This is a genomic window from Candidatus Chloroploca mongolica (assembly GCF_004762035.2).
GTDB lineage: Bacteria > Chloroflexota > Chloroflexia > Chloroflexales > Chloroflexaceae > Chloroploca > Chloroploca mongolica.
Genome location: NZ_SIJK02000009.1, coordinates 76594 through 94762 on the forward strand (window position 1 = coordinate 76594; position 18169 = coordinate 94762).

General features: G+C 57.3%; 15 protein-coding genes and 1 tRNA gene. 3 read left to right on the plus strand and 13 right to left on the minus strand.

All coding sequences use genetic code 11. The features are described 5' to 3' along the window. Positions 1-24: 24 nt before the first annotated feature. The 12 genes from EYB53_RS07130 to EYB53_RS07185 all read right to left on the minus strand — a co-directional run bounded on the left by EYB53_RS07130 (position 25) and on the right by EYB53_RS07185 (position 14260). A complete protein-coding gene (locus EYB53_RS07130) occupies positions 25-2424 on the minus strand; it encodes a heme lyase CcmF/NrfE family subunit (protein WP_135477517.1) in 2400 nt (799 codons plus the stop codon). Positions 2425-2457: 33 nt separating this feature from the next. Then, positions 2458-2868, minus strand: coding sequence for a cytochrome c maturation protein CcmE domain-containing protein (locus EYB53_RS07135; protein ID WP_135477518.1), 411 nt, complete (start codon positions 2866-2868; stop codon positions 2458-2460). 9 nt (positions 2869-2877) lie between these two features. After that, positions 2878-3108 (minus strand): CcmD family protein, encoded by a 231-nt coding sequence (locus EYB53_RS07140; protein WP_135477519.1) that lies wholly within the window; start codon positions 3106-3108, stop codon positions 2878-2880. Next, a complete protein-coding gene (locus EYB53_RS07145; RefSeq protein WP_135477520.1) occupies positions 3105-4070 on the minus strand; it encodes a cytochrome c biogenesis protein in 966 nt (321 codons plus the stop codon). Before EYB53_RS07145 ends, EYB53_RS07140 begins: the two co-directional genes overlap by 4 nt. A 190-nt stretch (positions 4071-4260) precedes the next feature. Then, positions 4261-5022 carry a heme exporter protein CcmB gene (locus tag EYB53_RS07150; RefSeq protein ID WP_135477521.1) on the minus strand — a complete coding sequence of 254 codons (762 nt, stop codon included), beginning with the start codon at positions 5020-5022 and terminating at the stop codon, positions 4261-4263. Continuing rightward, on the minus strand, positions 5022-5645 hold the full coding sequence (gene ccmA, locus EYB53_RS07155; protein WP_371879079.1) for a heme ABC exporter ATP-binding protein CcmA: 624 nt from the start codon (positions 5643-5645) through the stop codon (positions 5022-5024). Before ccmA ends, EYB53_RS07150 begins: the two co-directional genes overlap by 1 nt. Positions 5646-5740: 95 nt before the next feature. Next, on the minus strand, positions 5741-6580 hold the full coding sequence (locus EYB53_RS07160) for an alpha/beta fold hydrolase (protein ID WP_135477522.1): 840 nt from the start codon (positions 6578-6580) through the stop codon (positions 5741-5743). A gap of 16 nt (positions 6581-6596) precedes the next feature. Then, positions 6597-7241: a hypothetical protein gene (locus tag EYB53_RS07165; protein ID WP_135477523.1), complete on the minus strand. Its 645-nt coding sequence runs from the start codon at positions 7239-7241 to the stop codon at positions 6597-6599. 150 nt (positions 7242-7391) lie between these two features. Then, a complete protein-coding gene (gene prmC / locus EYB53_RS07170; protein ID WP_135477574.1) occupies positions 7392-8240 on the minus strand; it encodes a peptide chain release factor N(5)-glutamine methyltransferase in 849 nt (282 codons plus the stop codon). A 21-nt stretch (positions 8241-8261) separates the two neighbouring features. After that, positions 8262-10835: a SpoVR family protein gene (locus EYB53_RS07175; protein WP_135477524.1), complete on the minus strand. Its 2574-nt coding sequence runs from the start codon at positions 10833-10835 to the stop codon at positions 8262-8264. Positions 10836-10858: 23 nt separating this feature from the next. Continuing rightward, positions 10859-11968 carry a DUF444 family protein gene (locus tag EYB53_RS07180; protein WP_135477525.1) on the minus strand — a complete coding sequence of 370 codons (1110 nt, stop codon included), beginning with the start codon at positions 11966-11968 and terminating at the stop codon, positions 10859-10861. A 204-nt stretch (positions 11969-12172) separates the two neighbouring features. Further along, complete coding sequence (locus tag EYB53_RS07185) at positions 12173-14260, minus strand: PrkA family serine protein kinase (protein WP_135477526.1); 2088 nt, start codon at positions 14258-14260, stop codon at positions 12173-12175. Positions 14261-14862: 602 nt separating this feature from the next. Here EYB53_RS07185 and EYB53_RS07190 point away from each other — a divergent pair. The 3 genes from EYB53_RS07190 (at position 14863) to rsmI (ending at position 16881) form a co-directional block, all read left to right on the plus strand. Further along, positions 14863-14939 (plus strand) — tRNA-Val (locus tag EYB53_RS07190). Positions 14940-15022: 83 nt separating this feature from the next. Further along, positions 15023-15982: a GDP-mannose 4,6-dehydratase gene (locus EYB53_RS07195; protein WP_135477527.1), complete on the plus strand. Its 960-nt coding sequence runs from the start codon at positions 15023-15025 to the stop codon at positions 15980-15982. Continuing rightward, entirely contained in the window at positions 15979-16881 is a 903-nt protein-coding gene (gene rsmI, locus EYB53_RS07200) for a 16S rRNA (cytidine(1402)-2'-O)-methyltransferase (RefSeq protein ID WP_245860202.1), read from the plus strand. The genes EYB53_RS07195 and rsmI overlap by 4 nt, the downstream gene beginning before the upstream one ends. A 57-nt stretch (positions 16882-16938) precedes the next feature. On the opposite strand, the gene ychF is transcribed toward rsmI, so the two are convergent. Beyond that, positions 16939-18021 carry a redox-regulated ATPase YchF gene (gene ychF, locus EYB53_RS07205; RefSeq protein ID WP_135477528.1) on the minus strand — a complete coding sequence of 361 codons (1083 nt, stop codon included), beginning with the start codon at positions 18019-18021 and terminating at the stop codon, positions 16939-16941. Between the last annotated feature and the right edge of the window lie 148 nt (positions 18022-18169).

Below are 18169 nucleotides of genomic sequence, written 5' to 3' on the forward strand. Positions count from 1 at the left end.
CCTGCCTCAGCAGAAGCTCTTCGCCTACTTGCCAACGCCACGTGAACCCAGACGTGGGGTCCAGGTCGGGAGGCCTTTGGGCAGGCGTACGCGCACACCCGCGAGCATTGCGCTACCTTCGAGGTACCGGCGCACCAGGGCGATGAAGCCACCGACAACGCTCATAATCACCCCCACCCACACGAGCAGGACGAGGGGCTTGACGCTGACCGCAATCACCCCCTTGGCGGGAATAACGGGCAGATTTTCGAGCCCGGTGCCGCTACCTTCAAGCAAGATGCGGCGCGAGGCGGGGTCAAGCGATACGACGGCCAATGACGCGCCGCCTGGCAATTCGGCAGGTACATAGATCAACTCTTGCTCGGCAGTTGTTGGATTGACCGCAACGCGGACATACGGTTCAACCTCAAGTTCTTCACCTTCATAGAGCACCGTCAACTGCGCCCCAACCTGCATATCGCCCGTACCACTGGACATTGCGGCGGTATCAAGATTAAACCCGTTGAACGTGACGATATACGGGCCAATACTGGTTGTTTCACCCTGACCGAGAACGGGACGGCTAGCATCGCGTTCGGGGTCATAGCCGGCTGGCGACACATAGAGGTCGTGCCAGAAGAAGCTATGGATTGATGGCTGCGTCGTCGTCAGGCCCATCTGCTGATTCTCATAGAGATAGGGCCGCGCACTAAAGGTACGTGTGCCATCACTGACCGTGAAATCGAGCACACCATGCTGCTCTTCATCAAGCTGATAGCCATTGAAGATAAATTCGTACCCAAAGAGGCGAGCGCTCTCACCGGGCGCGAGGCTCAAGCGGGTTTCGGGAGTGGCATAGGCACTCGATCCAATCATGCCGATTACCATCACCGCAAAGCCCATGTGGGCGAGATAGCCACCGATGCGCAACCAGCCGCCTTTAAGCGTCCGCAGCAGCATCACCAGATTGGTACCGATCGCAAAGGTCGCCCCCGAAACATAGAAGAGCGACAGCAGATCGCGGACATCAATGAACATGGCGACAATGGCGGCAATTACCGCCGCCACGGCAGGCCAGCGCAGTGTCCGCAACAGATTGCGCATGTTGCTATCACGCCACCCCATCAACGGGCCAAGGGTCATCAGCACAATGATGACCAGCCCGAGGGGTGGAGTTGTCTGCTGATAGAAACTTGGCGCGAGGCTAAAGCGTCCATCCTCAAAGGGAAGTGCCTGTGGATTCATCAGCGTGCCATCGTCAATCTCGAAGGTTGCCCCCATCCAGCCCTGCAGGGTATGGCCGACCCCAGGGATAGCCGAGATCACCGGCATTGATGTGCCGATGCCGATCACAAGGGCCACGAGGACGAACGAGAGAATGGCAAGCACAAAGAAGCTATCACGCGAGAAGAATTTGTCGCTTAGCGGGTTGGCAGGAATATCGCGCCACCGCCAGAAGAAGAGCGCGATGGAACCAACGGCAAGCAACACCAGAAACGCCACCAGACCCTCAAAGATGCCCTCGGCGACAAACGAATGCACCGAGAAATTGGCATAGACCCCACTGCGGGTAAGGAACGTTGCGTAAAAGACCGTCACATAGACCGTGAGCGCCAGGGCCAGATTGGTCTTGCGCAGGCCACCGTGGGTGCGTTGCTGCACCATGCCGTGCATCAAGGCTGTGAGAATGATCCAGGGCACGAGCGACGAATTTTCGACCGGATCCCAGCCCCAGTAGCCCCCCCAGCCGAGCGTCTCGTAGGCCCAGTAGCCACCGAGCAGCAGCGCCAGGCCAAGAAACGACCATGCCGCGATTGCCCACGGCAGTGCCCGGGTAACCCAGGTATCATAATCGCGGCGCACCAGGGCCCCTACCGCAAACGCAAACGGAATCATGCTCAGGGCATAGCCGATAAAGAGCACGGGCGGGTGAATAATCATCCAGAAGTTGTGCAGCAACGGATTGAGTCCGCGCCCATCAACGGGGGTCAGTGGTAGCCCTGTGGTGGCATCAAGCAGTGGCTTAAATGGATTGAGGATCAGCACAAACATCAGCAGGCCTGCCTGGATCGCCTGAACAACCAGCAGCGTATAGGGCTCAAAATGTTTCGACCGGCGAACCAGCAGTGTAGCCGCAAGCGCCCCCCAGAGAATCCAGTTTAAGAAACTCCCTGGTTGCCCGGCCCAACTGGCGGCAACGGTGAAAAAGAAATCGAGGTCACGCGAACTATAGTTGTTGACATACTCGATATCGAAACGGCGCGCCACAAAGACGGTGATCAACAGGGTATAGACCATTGCCACGCTAGCCAGGGTTGCATAGACCCCAAAGCGTCCATAGGTCAGGGCAAGCCGATTGCCACGGATGACCAGTGCATAACTCACCACCGTCAGCAGGGCCATTGCCAGTGACGTGACAATCAAAAATGTGCCGAGAAGATACATACTGATCTTTCCAGATCTCAGAAGAGATAACGCCTACTGTTCCTGATACTTCGAGGGGCACTTGACCAGCAGTTGCTCGGACATAAAAGCCTGCTCAGCCGGGTCATACTGTCCAATCGCAACAATGCTAATGGCGTGCTCGAAATTGGCCGGTCGCGGCTCGTTCGAGATGACCTTGAGCAACTTGCCGTGCTCATCCTGAATCAGGAAGGTAAAACGCCCCTGCTCATCATACTCACCCGTACTGCCCAGAAAACCCGAGAGTTGCACACTGCGGGTGGCCGCAACCGCTTCATCAATGCTCTGGGTATACGAACGGAAGCCGCTCTGGAAGCCAAAGACACCATAGATGATGGCAATCACAATAATGCCGAGACCCGCAATGTGGAGAGGCTTCAGTTCAAAACCACGCCGAGCAACGTGTGTCATTGATGTGGTAGACATAACCGTTCCTTACTTTTCGACAATCTCATGTTCGGGCGAACTAACACGTTTCACGGTTGCCCGTGGTGCCCTTGAGGAGGGCTGCTCACGCTGGCGTTCACGTTCCAGTTCACGTTTAAGCATACGTGCCTGGGCATCAAGGCGCCAGAGATACACAAAGATACCGAGCCAGACCGACAGGGCCACTGCCATCGCAACATAGATGGCAATCCCAGCCTCTAAAAAGGCTTCAGGGTTCATACACGACCTCCATCACGCTGAGCAAGAGCCCACTGAAGCCCCAGCAAATTGGCGCGTAGATTGAGCATCCACAAAAAGAGCGCCGTAAAACCGGCAATCGAGGCGAGAAACGTAAAGAGGGTGATCCGATTATCGAGTACCCCCGTTCCGGGGGCTTCGATATTCAACAGCCCGCTGTTTATCGAAGGATCGACATATTCCAGGCCCAGTTGGTACCGTACGCCAGGAAACTCGGGGCGATCGGCCATCGTGCCGGTTGCCAGATTGAAACTGGGTCGCAGCGTTGTCTCACCACTCAAGCCTGGTTCGCTGACGATCACTTCGGCAGTCACCAGATCGCCTTCGCGTTCCAGCCCGATCAACTGGATTTTGCGGTCGCCTAGCAACCCGATCATGCCCACATCGAGGGTGATGCCATCGCAGGTGCTGCCCTGGATAAAGACACAGTTAGGATGCAGGGTGCTATCAGCGATGCGCGGGGCGACAAAGATCAAGAAGGGTACGGTGACAAAGGCAAAGAGTGAATAGACCGCACTGAGTTGGCGACGGCGTTGCACATCATCAATGGCGGAGCGCAGCGCAAAGAGTGCGGCGTAGATCAGCAACAGCACAAAAATAGAGGTCTGGCGTGGATCCCAGTTCCAGTAGATGCCCCAGACGACCTGCGAAAAGATCATGCCGGTCACCGTTGCGAGGGCGGTAAAGAGAAAGCCCCCCTCGGCGGCGGCTACGGCATAATCATCATAGGTAGGATTGCGCTTCCAGAGGTAGAGACCACTAAAGATGGCCGAAATGGCAAAGGCCAGCACACTGACCCAGGCGGTTGGCACATGCATAATAATAATGCGCCCCGCATTGCCCAACCCCTCGTACTGAGGAATCACCAGAAACATCACGACGGTCACGCCAGCCATCCAGAGCCCGATGAGCAGCTTGCCGACCTGGGCCATCTGCTGCACCATAGATGTACCTTTCCAGAACCAGAAATGTGTCATGCTGCGACATACCAGAGGTATGAATTGTCAAGACTCTACTCAGAGGACATTATATCCACAAGATGGTCATGTTCGCCAATATTGTAGCATGTTCCACAGGTCATGTATGAGACATGTATCACATACAATGCTATCGTTGTGAGATTAAAACCATCCTCTACGCCTCCCAGACAAAGCGAAAGAGCAGCAATGATGCGACGAACATGGCGACGCTGTAGGCAATCAGGAATTGCAGGGCGGGCAAGGCAAGTACCCCACCACCTTCGGCAAGTGTGGCAGCGGTGCCTTGAATCGCGATAATCAGCGGAGGAACAAGGAGGGGAAAGGCAAGCACAGCAAAGAGGGCATTCTTGAAACTGGCCCGGGTGATAATAGCCGCAAGGATCGTGGTTGAAGTCGCAAGACTGAGGCCACCTGCGGCGAGTATGCCGAGAAAGGCCAGGGGACTCCCGACCTGGACGCGCACAAGCACGATGAAGAGCAGGCTGGTGATGACGCCAAGCAGCGCAAGCAGGGCGAGGTTGAGCAAGAATTTGCCCAGGTAGACGGCAATCGCTGGGGCGGCAAGCCGCAAGGCCGCCAGCGTGCGCGTCTCTTCTTCGTGAACAAAGCCCCGCGACAGACCACTGATGGCCGCAAAGAGGAGCGCAATCCAGAGGAGTGACGCCTGGATCAGGAGGGCCTCTTCGGTGCGCCGTAACCCGATAAAGGTCGTCCCAATGCTCACCATCATCGCGGTACAGGCCGCAAAGAGAACCATCGCATTAATGGCATAACGGGTGCGCAGTTCGATCCGCAGATCTTTGACAAAGACCGCCCATGCTGCCTGCAAGAGGTCAACGATACGCTGCTGCGCGACTGGTTGCTGGGTGGTCAATGTGAGACCAGGATCGTGTTCGGTACTTGAATGCCCGGCCATCAGGTGCTCCCAAACTCTAACACAAGATCGCCGTAGCGTAGTTCGCGGGGATCATTGGTGGCAATGACCACAATGCCGTGGCGGCGCTGGGCCTTGATCACGGTGTCAACCACCTCGGCCCCGCGTTCATCAAGCGTGACGGTTGGCTCATCAAGCAAGAGCACGGGTGGCTGGTGGATCAGGGCATAGGCATAGCGCATGCGCTGGGTCATCCCCGATGAATAGGCCGCCAGACGGTCATCGCTGCGCCCGGCCAGCCCAACCCGGGCGAGCAGATCATCGATCGCGTGATCATCAAGCGTGATCCTGCGTACGGCAGCGAAAAAGCGGAGGTTCTCGCGGGCGGTGAGATCCCGATAGAGCATCAGGTCGGGAGCCACCCAGCCGATGAGGTGCCCGGCATCACGCGGGTCAAACGCCTCTTGGCCGACCAGATAGGTGATCTGGCCGGCATCGGCCCGTTGCAAGCCGGCCAGCAGGCGCAAAAAGGTACTCTTGCCACTGCCGTTTTGTCCGCTGACCACCATCGTTTCGCCAGCACATAACTCGACCGACACAGCGGCAAAGACATCGCGGGCACCATAGCGGGCGGCAACTTCTTCAACTATCAGTCGAATGTCCACACAGGGATTGTAGCACAGGTAGGCCAGTTCATTCTCACGGCAAAGGCCAGCGCAGCTGGCCTTTGCCGTGAGAATGAACTGGGTGGGTTTAGGTTCTAGCCAGCCAGTTGAGGGTGTTCGACGCGCAAGCCCTGCCAGACGCGGTCAGGGCTCGGCGATTTTCCCGCAGTGAGGAAGCGGAGCAGGACTTCATTGAACTGTTCGGCTTCGTCGAGGAAGGGGAAGTGGCGACTACGTGGCATTGCGAGCACTTCGGCCATCGGATTGTGCGCAAAGAGCTTGAGTTGATTCGGGTTTACGATATCGTCACGTTTGCCGTGGATGATCAGGGCTGGCACCCGCAGACGTTCGAGCTCGGGGCTGAGGTCGGTGCGCCACATCGAACTGATGGCGTAGCGCATGGTATCGGCATCAGATTTGACGCTATCATCAACCATTTCTCCTACGGCAAACTGGTGGGTTTGCCCGAGGAAAAAGCGAAAGAGCCTGCGGCGTACCCAGGGCAACCGGGCGGCAGCATCGGCGAAGAGGGGGCGATCCGTCAACTTGAGCAACCAGGCCAGTGAATTGCCATCAATTGGTGCGCCAACCGTGGTTACGCGCAGAATGCGCTCGGGATGGTTCAGCGCAGTCTTGAGGGCCACCATCCCGCCCATTGAATGGCCCACCAGCATCACGCGTTCAATCCCCAGTTCATCGAGAAACCGAATCACCTGATCGGCATAGGCCTGAATGCTTGCCTGGGTCTGTTTGCGGCGCGAGTCGCCAAACCCCCAAAAATCAAAAGAGTAGGTACGAAACTGTTCGGCCACCACTTCCATGGTGGGGAACCAGTAGCGCCAACTGCCGAGCCAGCCATGGAGAAAGAGCACAGGTTGCCCCCGGCCCAGGACTTCATAGTGGACGACCTGGTTATCAATGACGATGATGCTCATGACGTTCTAACCTTGCTTAGTCGGCGCTGCTGCCTGCATGCGAGCGCAGGCTGCCGAGATCGTTGTCGCGTTCAGTCACCGAGGCGCGTAGCCGCCACTGGAGGGTGGTAATATCATCGGAAATTGAACGCAGTTGGGCCATTTCTTGTTCGAGTTCGGTGAGTAACTGATGGGCTTGGTGCCCGATTCTGGCGTTGGGGTTCAGATCCGACAGTGCGCCCACCCGTTCCTGGATGGCAGCAAGCAAGCCCATCAGATTGGCCCACGCTTCATTGTCTTGCAATTGGGCATTGCGTTGACGGACACTGCGATGCTCAAGCCACTGCTGGATCTGGAGTTGCAGGGTTCCGATGCGTTCTTCAAGGACGTGCAGTACCTCTTGATCGGCCAGCACCGTGATCCGCTGATCGGCATCGGCGGGCACGGTGATCAGTGTCTGCTCGAGTTGATCTTGCAGGTGGGCGATCGACGTGGTTAATTGCGACTGGCGGCGTGCTACCGCCTCTTGCTCTTCGAGCAGATCAGTCAGCATGGTGCGCAGGGCCGCCGCCTCACGGGCGTTCCGTTGCGCCTGTTGCTGTAACAGATGGGGAACAAACCAGAGCATCAACATCAACAGGGTGATGATCGCGATGCTTAGGGTTACAAACAGAGCTTGCATCAGCGTGCCTCCTCAATCCTCTCTATTAGTATAAAAACGTTAAGCACGCTTAATCCAGAGCATTCTATGACAGCAGGATTACAGCTTGTGCGGTCGCAGGGCGAGAACGCCAACTGCGCTGGCGTTCTCGCCCTGCGACTGCACAGATTTTTATTGTTCGAGGGTTGCGCAGATGACGCGCTCGTGGCTGGCGAGGTCGCGGTGGAGGCTGAGGCTGGCCTGGGGGAACGCGTTGCGGATCAGGTCGCTGACAATCTGGCCTTGCCATGAGCCAATTTCGAGCAGGATGGCACCGTTGGGGCGCAGGTAGGGCGGTGCTGCGGCAAGGAGGCGGCGATAGACATCGGCCCCGTCGGTTCCGCCGCCGTCGAGGGCCAGGTGGGGTTCGTGGGCACGGACGTTGGCGTCTACCTCGGCGAGTATCGTGTAGGGTGGGTTACTGACGAGGAGATCAACCGGGGTCGGTAGGGGTTCGAGCAGATCGCCCTGGAGCAGGATGATGCGCTCGCTGAGTTGGTACTCGCGCACGTTGCGGGCGGCAATGGTCAGCGCTTCGGCTGAGACATCGGTGGCGTAGATCAGGGCGTCAGGCACGTGTTGTGCGAGCGCCAGGGCGATGGCCCCGCCACCGGTGCCAATGTCGGCGATGGTCAGCGGTGTGGCGCGGTGGCGTCGGCGCGCTTCGGTGAGGGCGAGCTCAACGAGCAGCTCGGTTTCGGGCCGTGGGACGAGGGTGTGTTCGTTGACAAAGAGATCGATACCGTAAAATTCTTTGTGCCCTACGAGATAGGCAACGGGAATCTGGGTCGCCCGCTGCGCAACAAGGCTGGCAAAAGCGGCACATTCAGCGGGCGTTGGCTCGTAGTCGCGTTCGGCAAGCAGTTGCGCCCGCGGCCAGGCGAGTACGTGCGCCAGCAGGATCTGAGCATCTAGGCGTGCGGTTGGACTGACCGGCTCAAGCTGGTGCTGAGCCTGCCGGAGCAGGCTCAGGACGGTGATGGGCTGAGGAGCTTTCATTGACTAATCAATGCGACGTTCGGTGAAATCACTGCCATCAAAGGAGAGCAACCGCTTTTTGTCGTCGATGATGGTCTCGAGGTGGATCGGGCGTGTCCAGATGCGGTGTAGGTTGCGCATCGTATCCCGCGCATAGTCCATCTTGAGATCGACGCCTTCGTGACGATGGCGGAGATAGAGCTCGCCCCGGTTGTTGTAGTTGCCGTCTTCGACCATGATCGAGGGTTGCCCGAAGTTGGTGAGTCGGAAGAGCAACTTCTCTTTGATCTCGCGGAACTCGCGTGAGGCGATTTCGTAGAGATCGGTGTCACGGTTGTAGCGGAAGGTAAAGAGCTTGTTTTCGATGACAAACTCGGGGGTGAGAAATTCGTCGATGAAAGTGACGTCGTTGTAGAGCTTGCGGATCTCGAAGATCTTCTGGCGACCGAGGCCAAGCCCGCGATCCCAGGTGCGTTTGGCGGCAAGGTCGTCGCATTCGTCGTATTCTTTGCCAAATTTGCCTTTATTCCAGCGATCTTCGATATCGCGCAGCAGTTCGAGGCCCACTTTGTAGGGGTTGAGTCGTCCTCCGCTGGTGGCGACGACCCCGCTATGCAGATCGGCGAACGAGATGATTTCAGAGGCGTCGGCAACGTGCTGGGTCATGATCGTCGAGTGCCAGTAGCTATTGTGGTTGATCAGACCCTGCGCGGCATACCGATGCGTGACTTCCACCGAGATGTCGTAGACATCAGCGCGGCCATGCGCAAGCGTGACCACGCTATCTGTCCAGGGCTCGGAGGCAGGGGTGGGCTGATGGGCGAGGGTGTTCTGCAGCGCCTGCCTTTTAGCGGGTTGGTCAAAGCCAAGCTGGTCGGCGAAGGTGCGTAGCGATGCCCCCGCGATGCGGATCTGCCAGGTGCCATCGGGTTGTTGCTGGTTGCTGCTGAGGATGCCAAAGTTGAGCAAGAGCAGTTGCACATGCTGGCTAAAGGTGGCCTCCCTGGTGAAGAGCACGGCTCCCTGGGTGGCGACATCCCCGTTGGCGTCATAGAGACCCCGCAGGAAACTGGCGACGACCGGCTTCGGCGAGCGCATCACGGAGTCGGGGATCACCTGTGCGGCAAGAACCTGGTGCAACGCGGGCGCGGCTTCGCCCCCCTCCAGAACAATCTTCCACTGCTCGCCATCATCGTGGGTGACGAGCGCAACATCGGAGCACTGCGCTGCATACGCAAGCAGCGTCTGGACGCAGGCCGCGTCACGGGTTGTCACCGTCAGTGGCGCGACGAGCGTGGTTAGCGGAGCCTGCCAACGGGTATGGTTCGGCGCGGCGAAGAGCATCTCGTCGTCGGCCTCGTCAACTGAAGAAGGCTGGAGTTGCAAGTTGTGGCCGGCGAGATAGCCAAGCAAGGCCGCGAGCGGCTCATCGAGAACAGCAGGTGACGCAGGGCTGAGGGGAACATACGTCGAAGCCCAGAGATCCTGACCGCCGGCGAGTTGCACCTGGTCACCGGGTTGCACCTGATCGAGGCGCCGCCACGAGCCATCGGCGAGCAGCACCCGATGGTTGACCGAGCCTTCGAGGTGGAAACCGCGGCTGGTGGTCAGTTTGATCGTCGCATAAGCGGCAAAGGTCGCCCAGTCGTAGATCCGTTGGGGTTGACTGCCATCGGCGGTACGCAGGGACAACTGACGCTGCACGACCTCGGCGAGGGGCAGCAACCCCTCTTCGGTAAAGAGCAACGCCGTACCGGTGAGGCAAGCCCAGCCCTCATTGAGGATCTTGGTCATGCCCTGAGGCGCGAAATAGTAGGCCTCATCGCGAATAATCTCGAGCACCGTATGTTGCCAGCGCTCGAGGGGCGCATAATTCATGAGAAAGAGCAGCACATCGCGCTGCGGATTTTCCGGAAAGCGACGCTGTTTGGCGCGTTCCGCATCGAGTTTCTTGCGCTGATCTTCGAGGTACTCGGGGGGATTGATATACCCACGCATATACTCACGGTCAACCTTCAGACCCTCGACCACATCAGGTTCATCCTCACCGACAATTGGGCGATGGGTCTGGGCTTCAGGGCGGCGGATATAGGGCGAATGATAATCGATCAGATTTTCGAGCGAGAGACAGGTATCAATAAAACTCTCAACGATATCATAGCCCACGCGGTCAATAATGCGTTGGATCCGAGTTGCGTGATTTGCCATCGCATCAAGCATCTTACGATTGGTATGAGCAAACCACATATTATGCTTGAAGAAATCGACGTGGCCGGTGACGTGGGCCATCACCATCTTCTGGGTCACATCCTCATTGCCTTCGAGCAGATAGGCATAGGAAGGATTGGTATTGATCACCATCTCATAGATCGTCGAGCCGGCCCAGACATGGCCCTTGAGCAACTGGTCAAAGTCCATGCCAAAACGCCAGTGGGGATAGCGGGTAGGAAAGCCGCCGAAGGCCGCAGTCTCATAGAGCGTGCGATAATCGAGCACCTCATAGAGGATCGGGAAGAAATCGAGCCCATACGCACGAGCGATGGTTTCGATCTCCTGGCGAGCCGACTCGAGCTTGGTTGGCAGACGTGTACTCTTCATAAGCTATCTTGTGCGCAAGGAAATCACTTGCCTTTACCGAGAAAATCCTTAATTGTATCGTAGACATCATCACGTTCAGCAATTTCAGAGATCACAATACGCTCGTCGCTACTCAGATACTCTTCGAGATCGTGGGCAAAGCGTCCGGAGCCATAGAGCGACCGCACCTGCCCATAGCAGAAGAGATTCGCCTTGGGCAGCAACTCCTTCTTGAGCAACTCGATGCACTCGCGGGTATCGCCGCCGCCCCAGTTATCGCCATCAGAGAAATGGAACGGATAGATATTCCATTCATTGGCGGGATAGCGCTCATCGATCAAACGATTACAGAGCTTATAAGCCGACGAGATCTTGGTACCGCCGCCCTCGCGGATATGGTAGAACGTCTCCTGGTCAACCTCTTTCGCGGCGGCATCGTGGACAATATAGCGAATATCGATCTCCTTATACTGTGAACGGAGCCAAGTTTCGATCCAGAAGGCCGTAATGCGCACAAGTTCCTTCTGTTCCGCGCCCATCGAGCCCGAGACATCCATCATATAGATGATCACCGCATTGCTTTCGGGGATCATCACCTCTTTCCACGAGCGATAGCGCATATCATCGCGAATCGGGATCACAATCGGGTCAACGCTATCATACTCACCAGACGAAATCTGGCGGCGGAGGGCTTCGCGGTAGGTTCGTTTAAAATGGCGCAGCGAATTAGGGCCGGTACGGCGGATCCCGCTATACTTATCCTTTTCGCTGATCAGATTCTTCTGGCCTTTGGGCTGAATATTGGGCAACTGCAACTCTTCGCCGAGGATTGCGGCGAGATCCTCGAGCGGCACATCGACCTCGAGCACGTGCTGCCCCGGCTCAGAGCCAGCCTCGCCCTGGCCCTGCTGGGGATCGCCCTGCCCGATTGGATCGCCGACATCGCCCTCACCCTGGCCGACACCGCCGCCCTGTTTGGCCCCATAGCGAAACTGGGGCAAATCAATCTGGGGCACAGGAATCGAGACATAGCGTTTGCCCTGACGGCCGATCATCTCGCCGTGAGACATATACTTGCGCAGATCCTGCTTGATTTTCCCCCGGACAATCTGGCGAAAACGTCCGAGGTCACGGTCAACACGTTTCATTGACATAGGCGTACTGATGGGAGGCAGAACGACCAGCATGCTGGTTGTTTTGCCTGCTATGCGTTAAACACGATGTACAGGCTGACTCAGCGAGAGCAGTACTATCTGGGTTGCAGACATGAGTGCCGGCTTTAGCCGGCTAAAGCCGGCACTCCTCAGGCACACGTCGTCTAGGACTGCTCTCGCTCACCTCACTAACCTAGCGTTACGTTAATAGGTTCCGCGGGTATCGCCACGGGCGAAGATCGAGGCCACATAGTTCAGGACATCGGTTGCACTCTGGTCATTGTAGCCAAAGTCACGCACGAGGCGAGCCTTGACGACATCGATCTTCTCTTGGGTATCCTTATCGATCACCCGTGAGACAAGCGACGTAAGCTTGATGCTATCCTTTTGATCCTCAAAGAGCTTCAGTTCAAGCGCCTTATGGAGCCGCTCGTTGGTACGATAATCAAAGGTCTTGCCCTCGATCGCCAGGGCACCGATATAATTCATAATTTCGCGGCGGAAATCGTCTTTGCGCGACTCGGGAATATCGATCTTCTCTTCGATACTGCGCATCAGGCGCTCATCGGGCTCTTCATACTGACCGGTATAGCGATTACGCACCTTCTCGCGCTGCGTATAGGCCTTAATATTGTCAATATAGTTGCCACAGAGCCGTTTGATCGCCTCTTCGTCGGCCGAGATCGCCCGTTGCACCTCATTCTTCACGATTTCGGTATACTCTTCGCGGACAACAGCGAGCAGATCGCGATAGTGCTTGCGGTCATCTTCCGAGCTAATCAGCGCGTGATTCTTGAGTCCGCCCTCGAGCTCATTAATCACCATAAAGGGATTGATATAGCCCTCTTCCTGATTACTGACGAGCGCATTCGAGATTTTATCTTGGATATAGCGCGCCGAAATGCCTTCCATACCCTCACGGATCGCCTCTTTGCGCAACTCCTTGATATTATCCTCGGTAAAACCGGGGAGGGACTTGCCGTTATAGAGCTTGAGCTTTTGCAAGAGCGTCAGATTGGGCTTTTTCGGCTCTTCGAGGCGGGTCAGCACGGCCCACATTGCCGCGACTTCAAGCGTATGGGGGGCGATATGGACACGCACCTTCTTCTTATTGAAATCGCGCTCGTAGATGCGCACCTCATCGCGGAGGCGGGTGACATAGGGAATATCAATGCGCACCGTGCGATCCTTCAGCGCCTCCATGAACTCATTATTTTCGAGGCGGCGATACTCGGGCTCATTGGTATGGCCCAAAATCACCTCATCAATATCGGTCTGGGCGAACTTCTTGGACTTAATGCGATGTTCTTGCGAAGCGCCGAGCAGATCATAGAGGAACGCCACATCGAGCTTGAGCATTTCGACAAACTCGATAATGCCGCGGTTCGCGATATTGAACTCACCGTCGAAATTGAACGCACGGGGATCAGAATCGGAGCCATAGAGCGCGATTTTGCGATAATTGATATCGCCGGTGAGCTCGGTCGAGTCCTGATTCTTCTCGTCCTTGGGTTGGAAGGTACCGATCCCAACGCGATCCTGCTCGCTAAAGACAAGGCGGCGAACGCGGATATGGCGCACGACCTTAACCCAATCGCCATCATAGCGGCGCATCAACTCACGGAAATGGAAGCGACAGACGGGGCAGAGATCGCCCGAGATACGGACATGCTCCTCACTTGGGCGGCCCTCATTCATTCGAGCGAGGAAGGCCTCGCGGTGATCAAGAGGAATGAGGTGGAGGGGCTCCTCGTGCATGGGGCACTTTTCCCACTCGGCCTCGGGCACCTGGCGAAAATCGAAACTCGCGTGGTCTTCGATCGTCCCGAGGTACCAATCATAGGTAAAGAGGGCACCATCATCAGTCTTGGAATAGTGTTCAAGGCCCTTCTTGATGCGGCGAACGATCGTTGACTTGGATGAACCGACCGGGCCGTGGAGCAAGAGCACCCGCTTTTCGGTACCATAGCCTTTGGCGGCACCCTTAAAGAAATTGACCAGCCGCATCAACGGAATCTCGAGGCCATAGATTGAGTCATCGCCATCAAAGGTTTCATCAGAGAAAAACCGATAGCGAATCAAGCGTTTCTTGGCATCAATAAAGTCCTCGGTGCCATAGGACATAATCATATCGTAGATGCGTTGGAACGCATTACGGGTTACACGCGGTTCCTGGGCGACAAGATCCAGATACTCGCCAAAGCTTCCACGCCAATTCAGTTGTTGGAACTGCTTGCGATCCTGGATTTCGCCAAGAAATTCCATCAGCGAGCTACCGGTCACGGTTGTCATCGGTTATTCCTCCTGCTCAAGGCCCCTGTGTTCCCTTGTAATCCAGGCGCAGAGAGTGCCGCAACGGTCGTTACCCAGACGATCATCCGTCTGAGGAGAACGTTGGGGCAAGCTCACGGCGCACGCCGTTGGCCTGGCGTCGGATCCTCGTGGAGCCAGCGGGCAGTTATGCTAACGTGCAGGGCATGCGATCTACGCTGAGCGATCTCGCGGGTGCAGTGGTGGCGGGTAGCAGGGAGTACGTCTACGTAGTCCCTGTGCGACATCGCTATACAGCTTTCGATCTCTGGGAGTCTGAAAAGAGGAGATCCTGATTGGTCAGGTATTAGCATTATAACAACGCGCTAGAGGCGCGTCAAGGATAGTTTGGGCTGTTTCTTGCGTGGTTTGTCACAACATTCAGAAATATTTGTGCGACAATTGGCCAGTCATACTGTTGAAAGGGCACCCGCAAGGGGTGCCCCTACAGGGCCGGGCCCGGTGTACGGGCACCCCTTGCGGGTGCCCTGGTGGGGTGCATGCACGGAAGATGCAATCGCCCTGACATCCTCGTTCGTGCGGCTTGACAGGTTGTGCATGCATATGGTAGCATACAGCCCGTTGGGTGATTAGCTCAGTTGGTTAGAGCGCCACGTTGACATCGTGGAGGTCAGTGGTTCAAATCCACTATCACCCACCAACGCTCTGTTGCAAGCACCGCCCCATCGGGCGGGCTTTTTGTTTCCTGGCACGCACGGGTGCCGCTGTCGAGTGAGGCGACATATGCGGGTCTTGCTTACCGGGTTGACTGGTCCTGTTGGGAGTTTCCTCGCCGATTATCTGTTGACGCTCCCTGCGGTTGAGGTTCATGCTTTTAAGCGCTGGCGCAGCGATCCTCGGCCAATTGCCCATCTGCTTGAGCGGGTGACGATCCACGAGGGTGATATCGAGGATCCGTTTGCCATCGATCGCGCCATTGCCAAGGCGGCCCCCGAGCGCATCTTTCACCTCGCTGCCCAGAGTTATCCCAGTGCTTCGTGGGAGGCACCGATCCACACGTTGCGGGTCAATGTTGAGGGCACGGTCAATCTGCTCGAGGCAGTGCGGCGTCATGTGCCGACGGCGCGGGTGCATATCGCGGGGACGAGCGCCCAGTATGGCACGGTAGCGCCCGAGGCTATCCCTATTGGTGAGACGCACCCGATGCGTCCTGGTAGCCCGTATGGGGTGAGCAAGGTGGCGGCTGAGTTGACGGGGTTGCAATACCACGACAACTTTGGTTTGCACGTGGTGGTCACGCGCTCGTTCAATCATGTCGGGCCGCGCCAGGGTGACCGCTGCTCGATTCAGACCTTCTGTCGGCAGATGGCGGCGATTGAACTTGGTTTGCAAGAGCCGATCCTGCGGGTGGGCAATCTTGAGCCGCGCCGCGATTTTACGCATACCCGCGATGTTGCGCGTGCGCTCTGGCTGCTGCTTGAGCATGGGCAACCCGGTGAGGTCTATAATCTCTGTTCGGGGCAGGCGACGCGCATTGGCGATATTGTGCAGATGGTCGTGGAGCGCGGGCGGGTTCCGGTGGAGGTGCAGATTGACCCGGCGCGGCTGCGCCCGAGCGATGAACCGATCCTGCGTGGTGACAACAGCAAACTGTGTGCGGCAACGGGCTGGAAGCCTACCATTGGCATGGTCGAAATTGTCGAGGAATTGCTTGCCTACTGGCGCATGGAGTTGGCGCGGTGAGCGATGAAATTCTACCCGGAGGGCGGGGAACGCTCTTTCTGGTGGCGACGCCGATTGGCAACCTTGAGGATATCACGCTCAGGGCGTTGCGAATTTTGCGTGAGGTGCGCCTGATTGCCGCCGAAGATACGCGACACAGCCGAACCCTGCTCGATCATTATCAGATCAGCACGCCCTGCATCTCGTATCACGAACATAATAAACTCGCCCGGCTTGAGACGATCCTTGAAGCGTTGAGTCTGGGCAATGTTGCCCTTATTTCTGATGCGGGAACTCCGGCTATTTCCGATCCGGGTTTTGAACTGGTGCAGGCATGCCTGGCTGCCGGCTACACCATTGTGCCCATTCCCGGGCCGAGTGCGCCGATTGCGGCGCTGGTTGCCTCGGGATTAGCGACGCAACGCTTTGCGTTCCTTGGTTTTTTGCCCCGGCGCAGTGTTGAGCGGCGCACGCTTTTTGCGGATATGGCTGAGTTAACGCTGACCCTGATCTGCTTTGAAGCGCCGCACCGGTTGCTCGATAGCCTGGCCGATATGCAGGCGGTTTTTGGTGACCGGACGATCGTTGTAGCGAAGGATCTCACCAAGCGGTTTGAAGATCTGCGGCGCGGCACAGCGAGCGACCTGATCAGCCATTTCAGCACCCAGCGTCCGCGGGGCGAATACACGCTCGTGATCGAAGGCCGCCCCCCTGGGGAACACAAACGCGACCGCAACCGCCTCCAGGCGAGCGCCCATACCGGCGAACCGCCAACGGAGGCAGAGATCGCCGGGCGGCTGCGCCTCCTGCGCGACCAGGGTTTCAGTGGCAGCAGTGCGGCCCGTGCGGTTGCCCGCGAACTCGGCCTGCAAAAGAGTGTGGTGTATGAGGTGTGGCTGAGCCTTGGTGCTGGCGAGTAGCCTGGGTACGCGGGCGGGACGCCCGCGTACCCAGGAATGCCAGAAAACTTTAGTGAATCAGACGTTGAAGAGAAAATGGCAGATATCGCCGTCCTGGACGATGTAGGTTTTGCCTTCCATGCGGACGGTACCCTGTTTTTTGGCTTCGGTCATCGAGCCAGCTTTGATAAGGTCGTCGTAGGCGACAACTTCGGCGCGAATAAAACCGCGCTGGATGTCAGAGTGGATCGCGCCAGCTGCTTCGACGGCTGGCGTCTGCTGGCGGATCGTCCAGGCACGCACCTCATCGGGGCCGGTCGTCAAAAAGCTGATCAGGCCAAGCAGGGTGTAACTCTGTTGAATAACGAGTTCGCGGGCAGGGGTTGTGATGCCCAGGTCTTCCATAAAAGTCTGCGCATCTTCGTCATCGAGTTGGGCCAGTTCGGCCTCAATCTTGCCACAGAGCGGCACAACGGCACTGCGCGGATGGGCATAGGTAACAGTGGGCGGCGCACTCAACTGATCTTCACCGACGTTGGGCACGAGCAAGAGTGGCTTGGCGGTGAGGAATTGATATCCACGGATGAGGCGCTCTTCTTCCTCGCTCATCTGGGCGGCACGAATCGGCACTTCAGCCTCAAGGCCAGCTTGCAAGCGCAGCAGCAACTCGCGCTCGGTGATGCGTAGCTCTTTCTCTCGGGTGGCCATTTTCGTAATCTCGGCGTTGAGACGTTGCAAACGGCGCTCGATAATCGCGAGATCGGCAAATGCGAGTTCGAGATCGACGGCCTGCAGATCGCGCATCAGGTCAACTGAGCCTTCGGGGTGAGGCACCGCGCTGTCTTCAAAAGTACGCACGACGTGCAGCAGCGCATCAGCGGTGCCCAGGTAGTTGAGCAACGCGGGCGGGAGGCCCTCGCCCTCGCGGCGCGAACCACTGAGCCCGGCGACATCAACATACTGCACATCGGCAAAAGTCGTCTTTTTGGGCTTGAACATCCCTGTCAACACGGCGAGACGGTTATCAGGGACTTTGACGGTGGCCAGATTTGGTTCAAGTTGACCAGAGGCGTAGGCCGTTGTCTCGGCTGTTCCTCGCGTTAAGGCATTGAAGACGGTGGTTTTGCCACTATTTGGCAAGCCAATAATTGCGATTTTCATGTTTCTCTTCTCTGGTTGGTCACGGGTGTGTGTCCTGAGTTTGGGCAAGTATAGCGCCGGGGTGCGAAAGTTGCAACCCCAGGGGCGAAGCACGCGCTCGGGATGGCGGGTGGCTTCGTCGCGCCGCATCCCGGAGACCTGCCAGGTG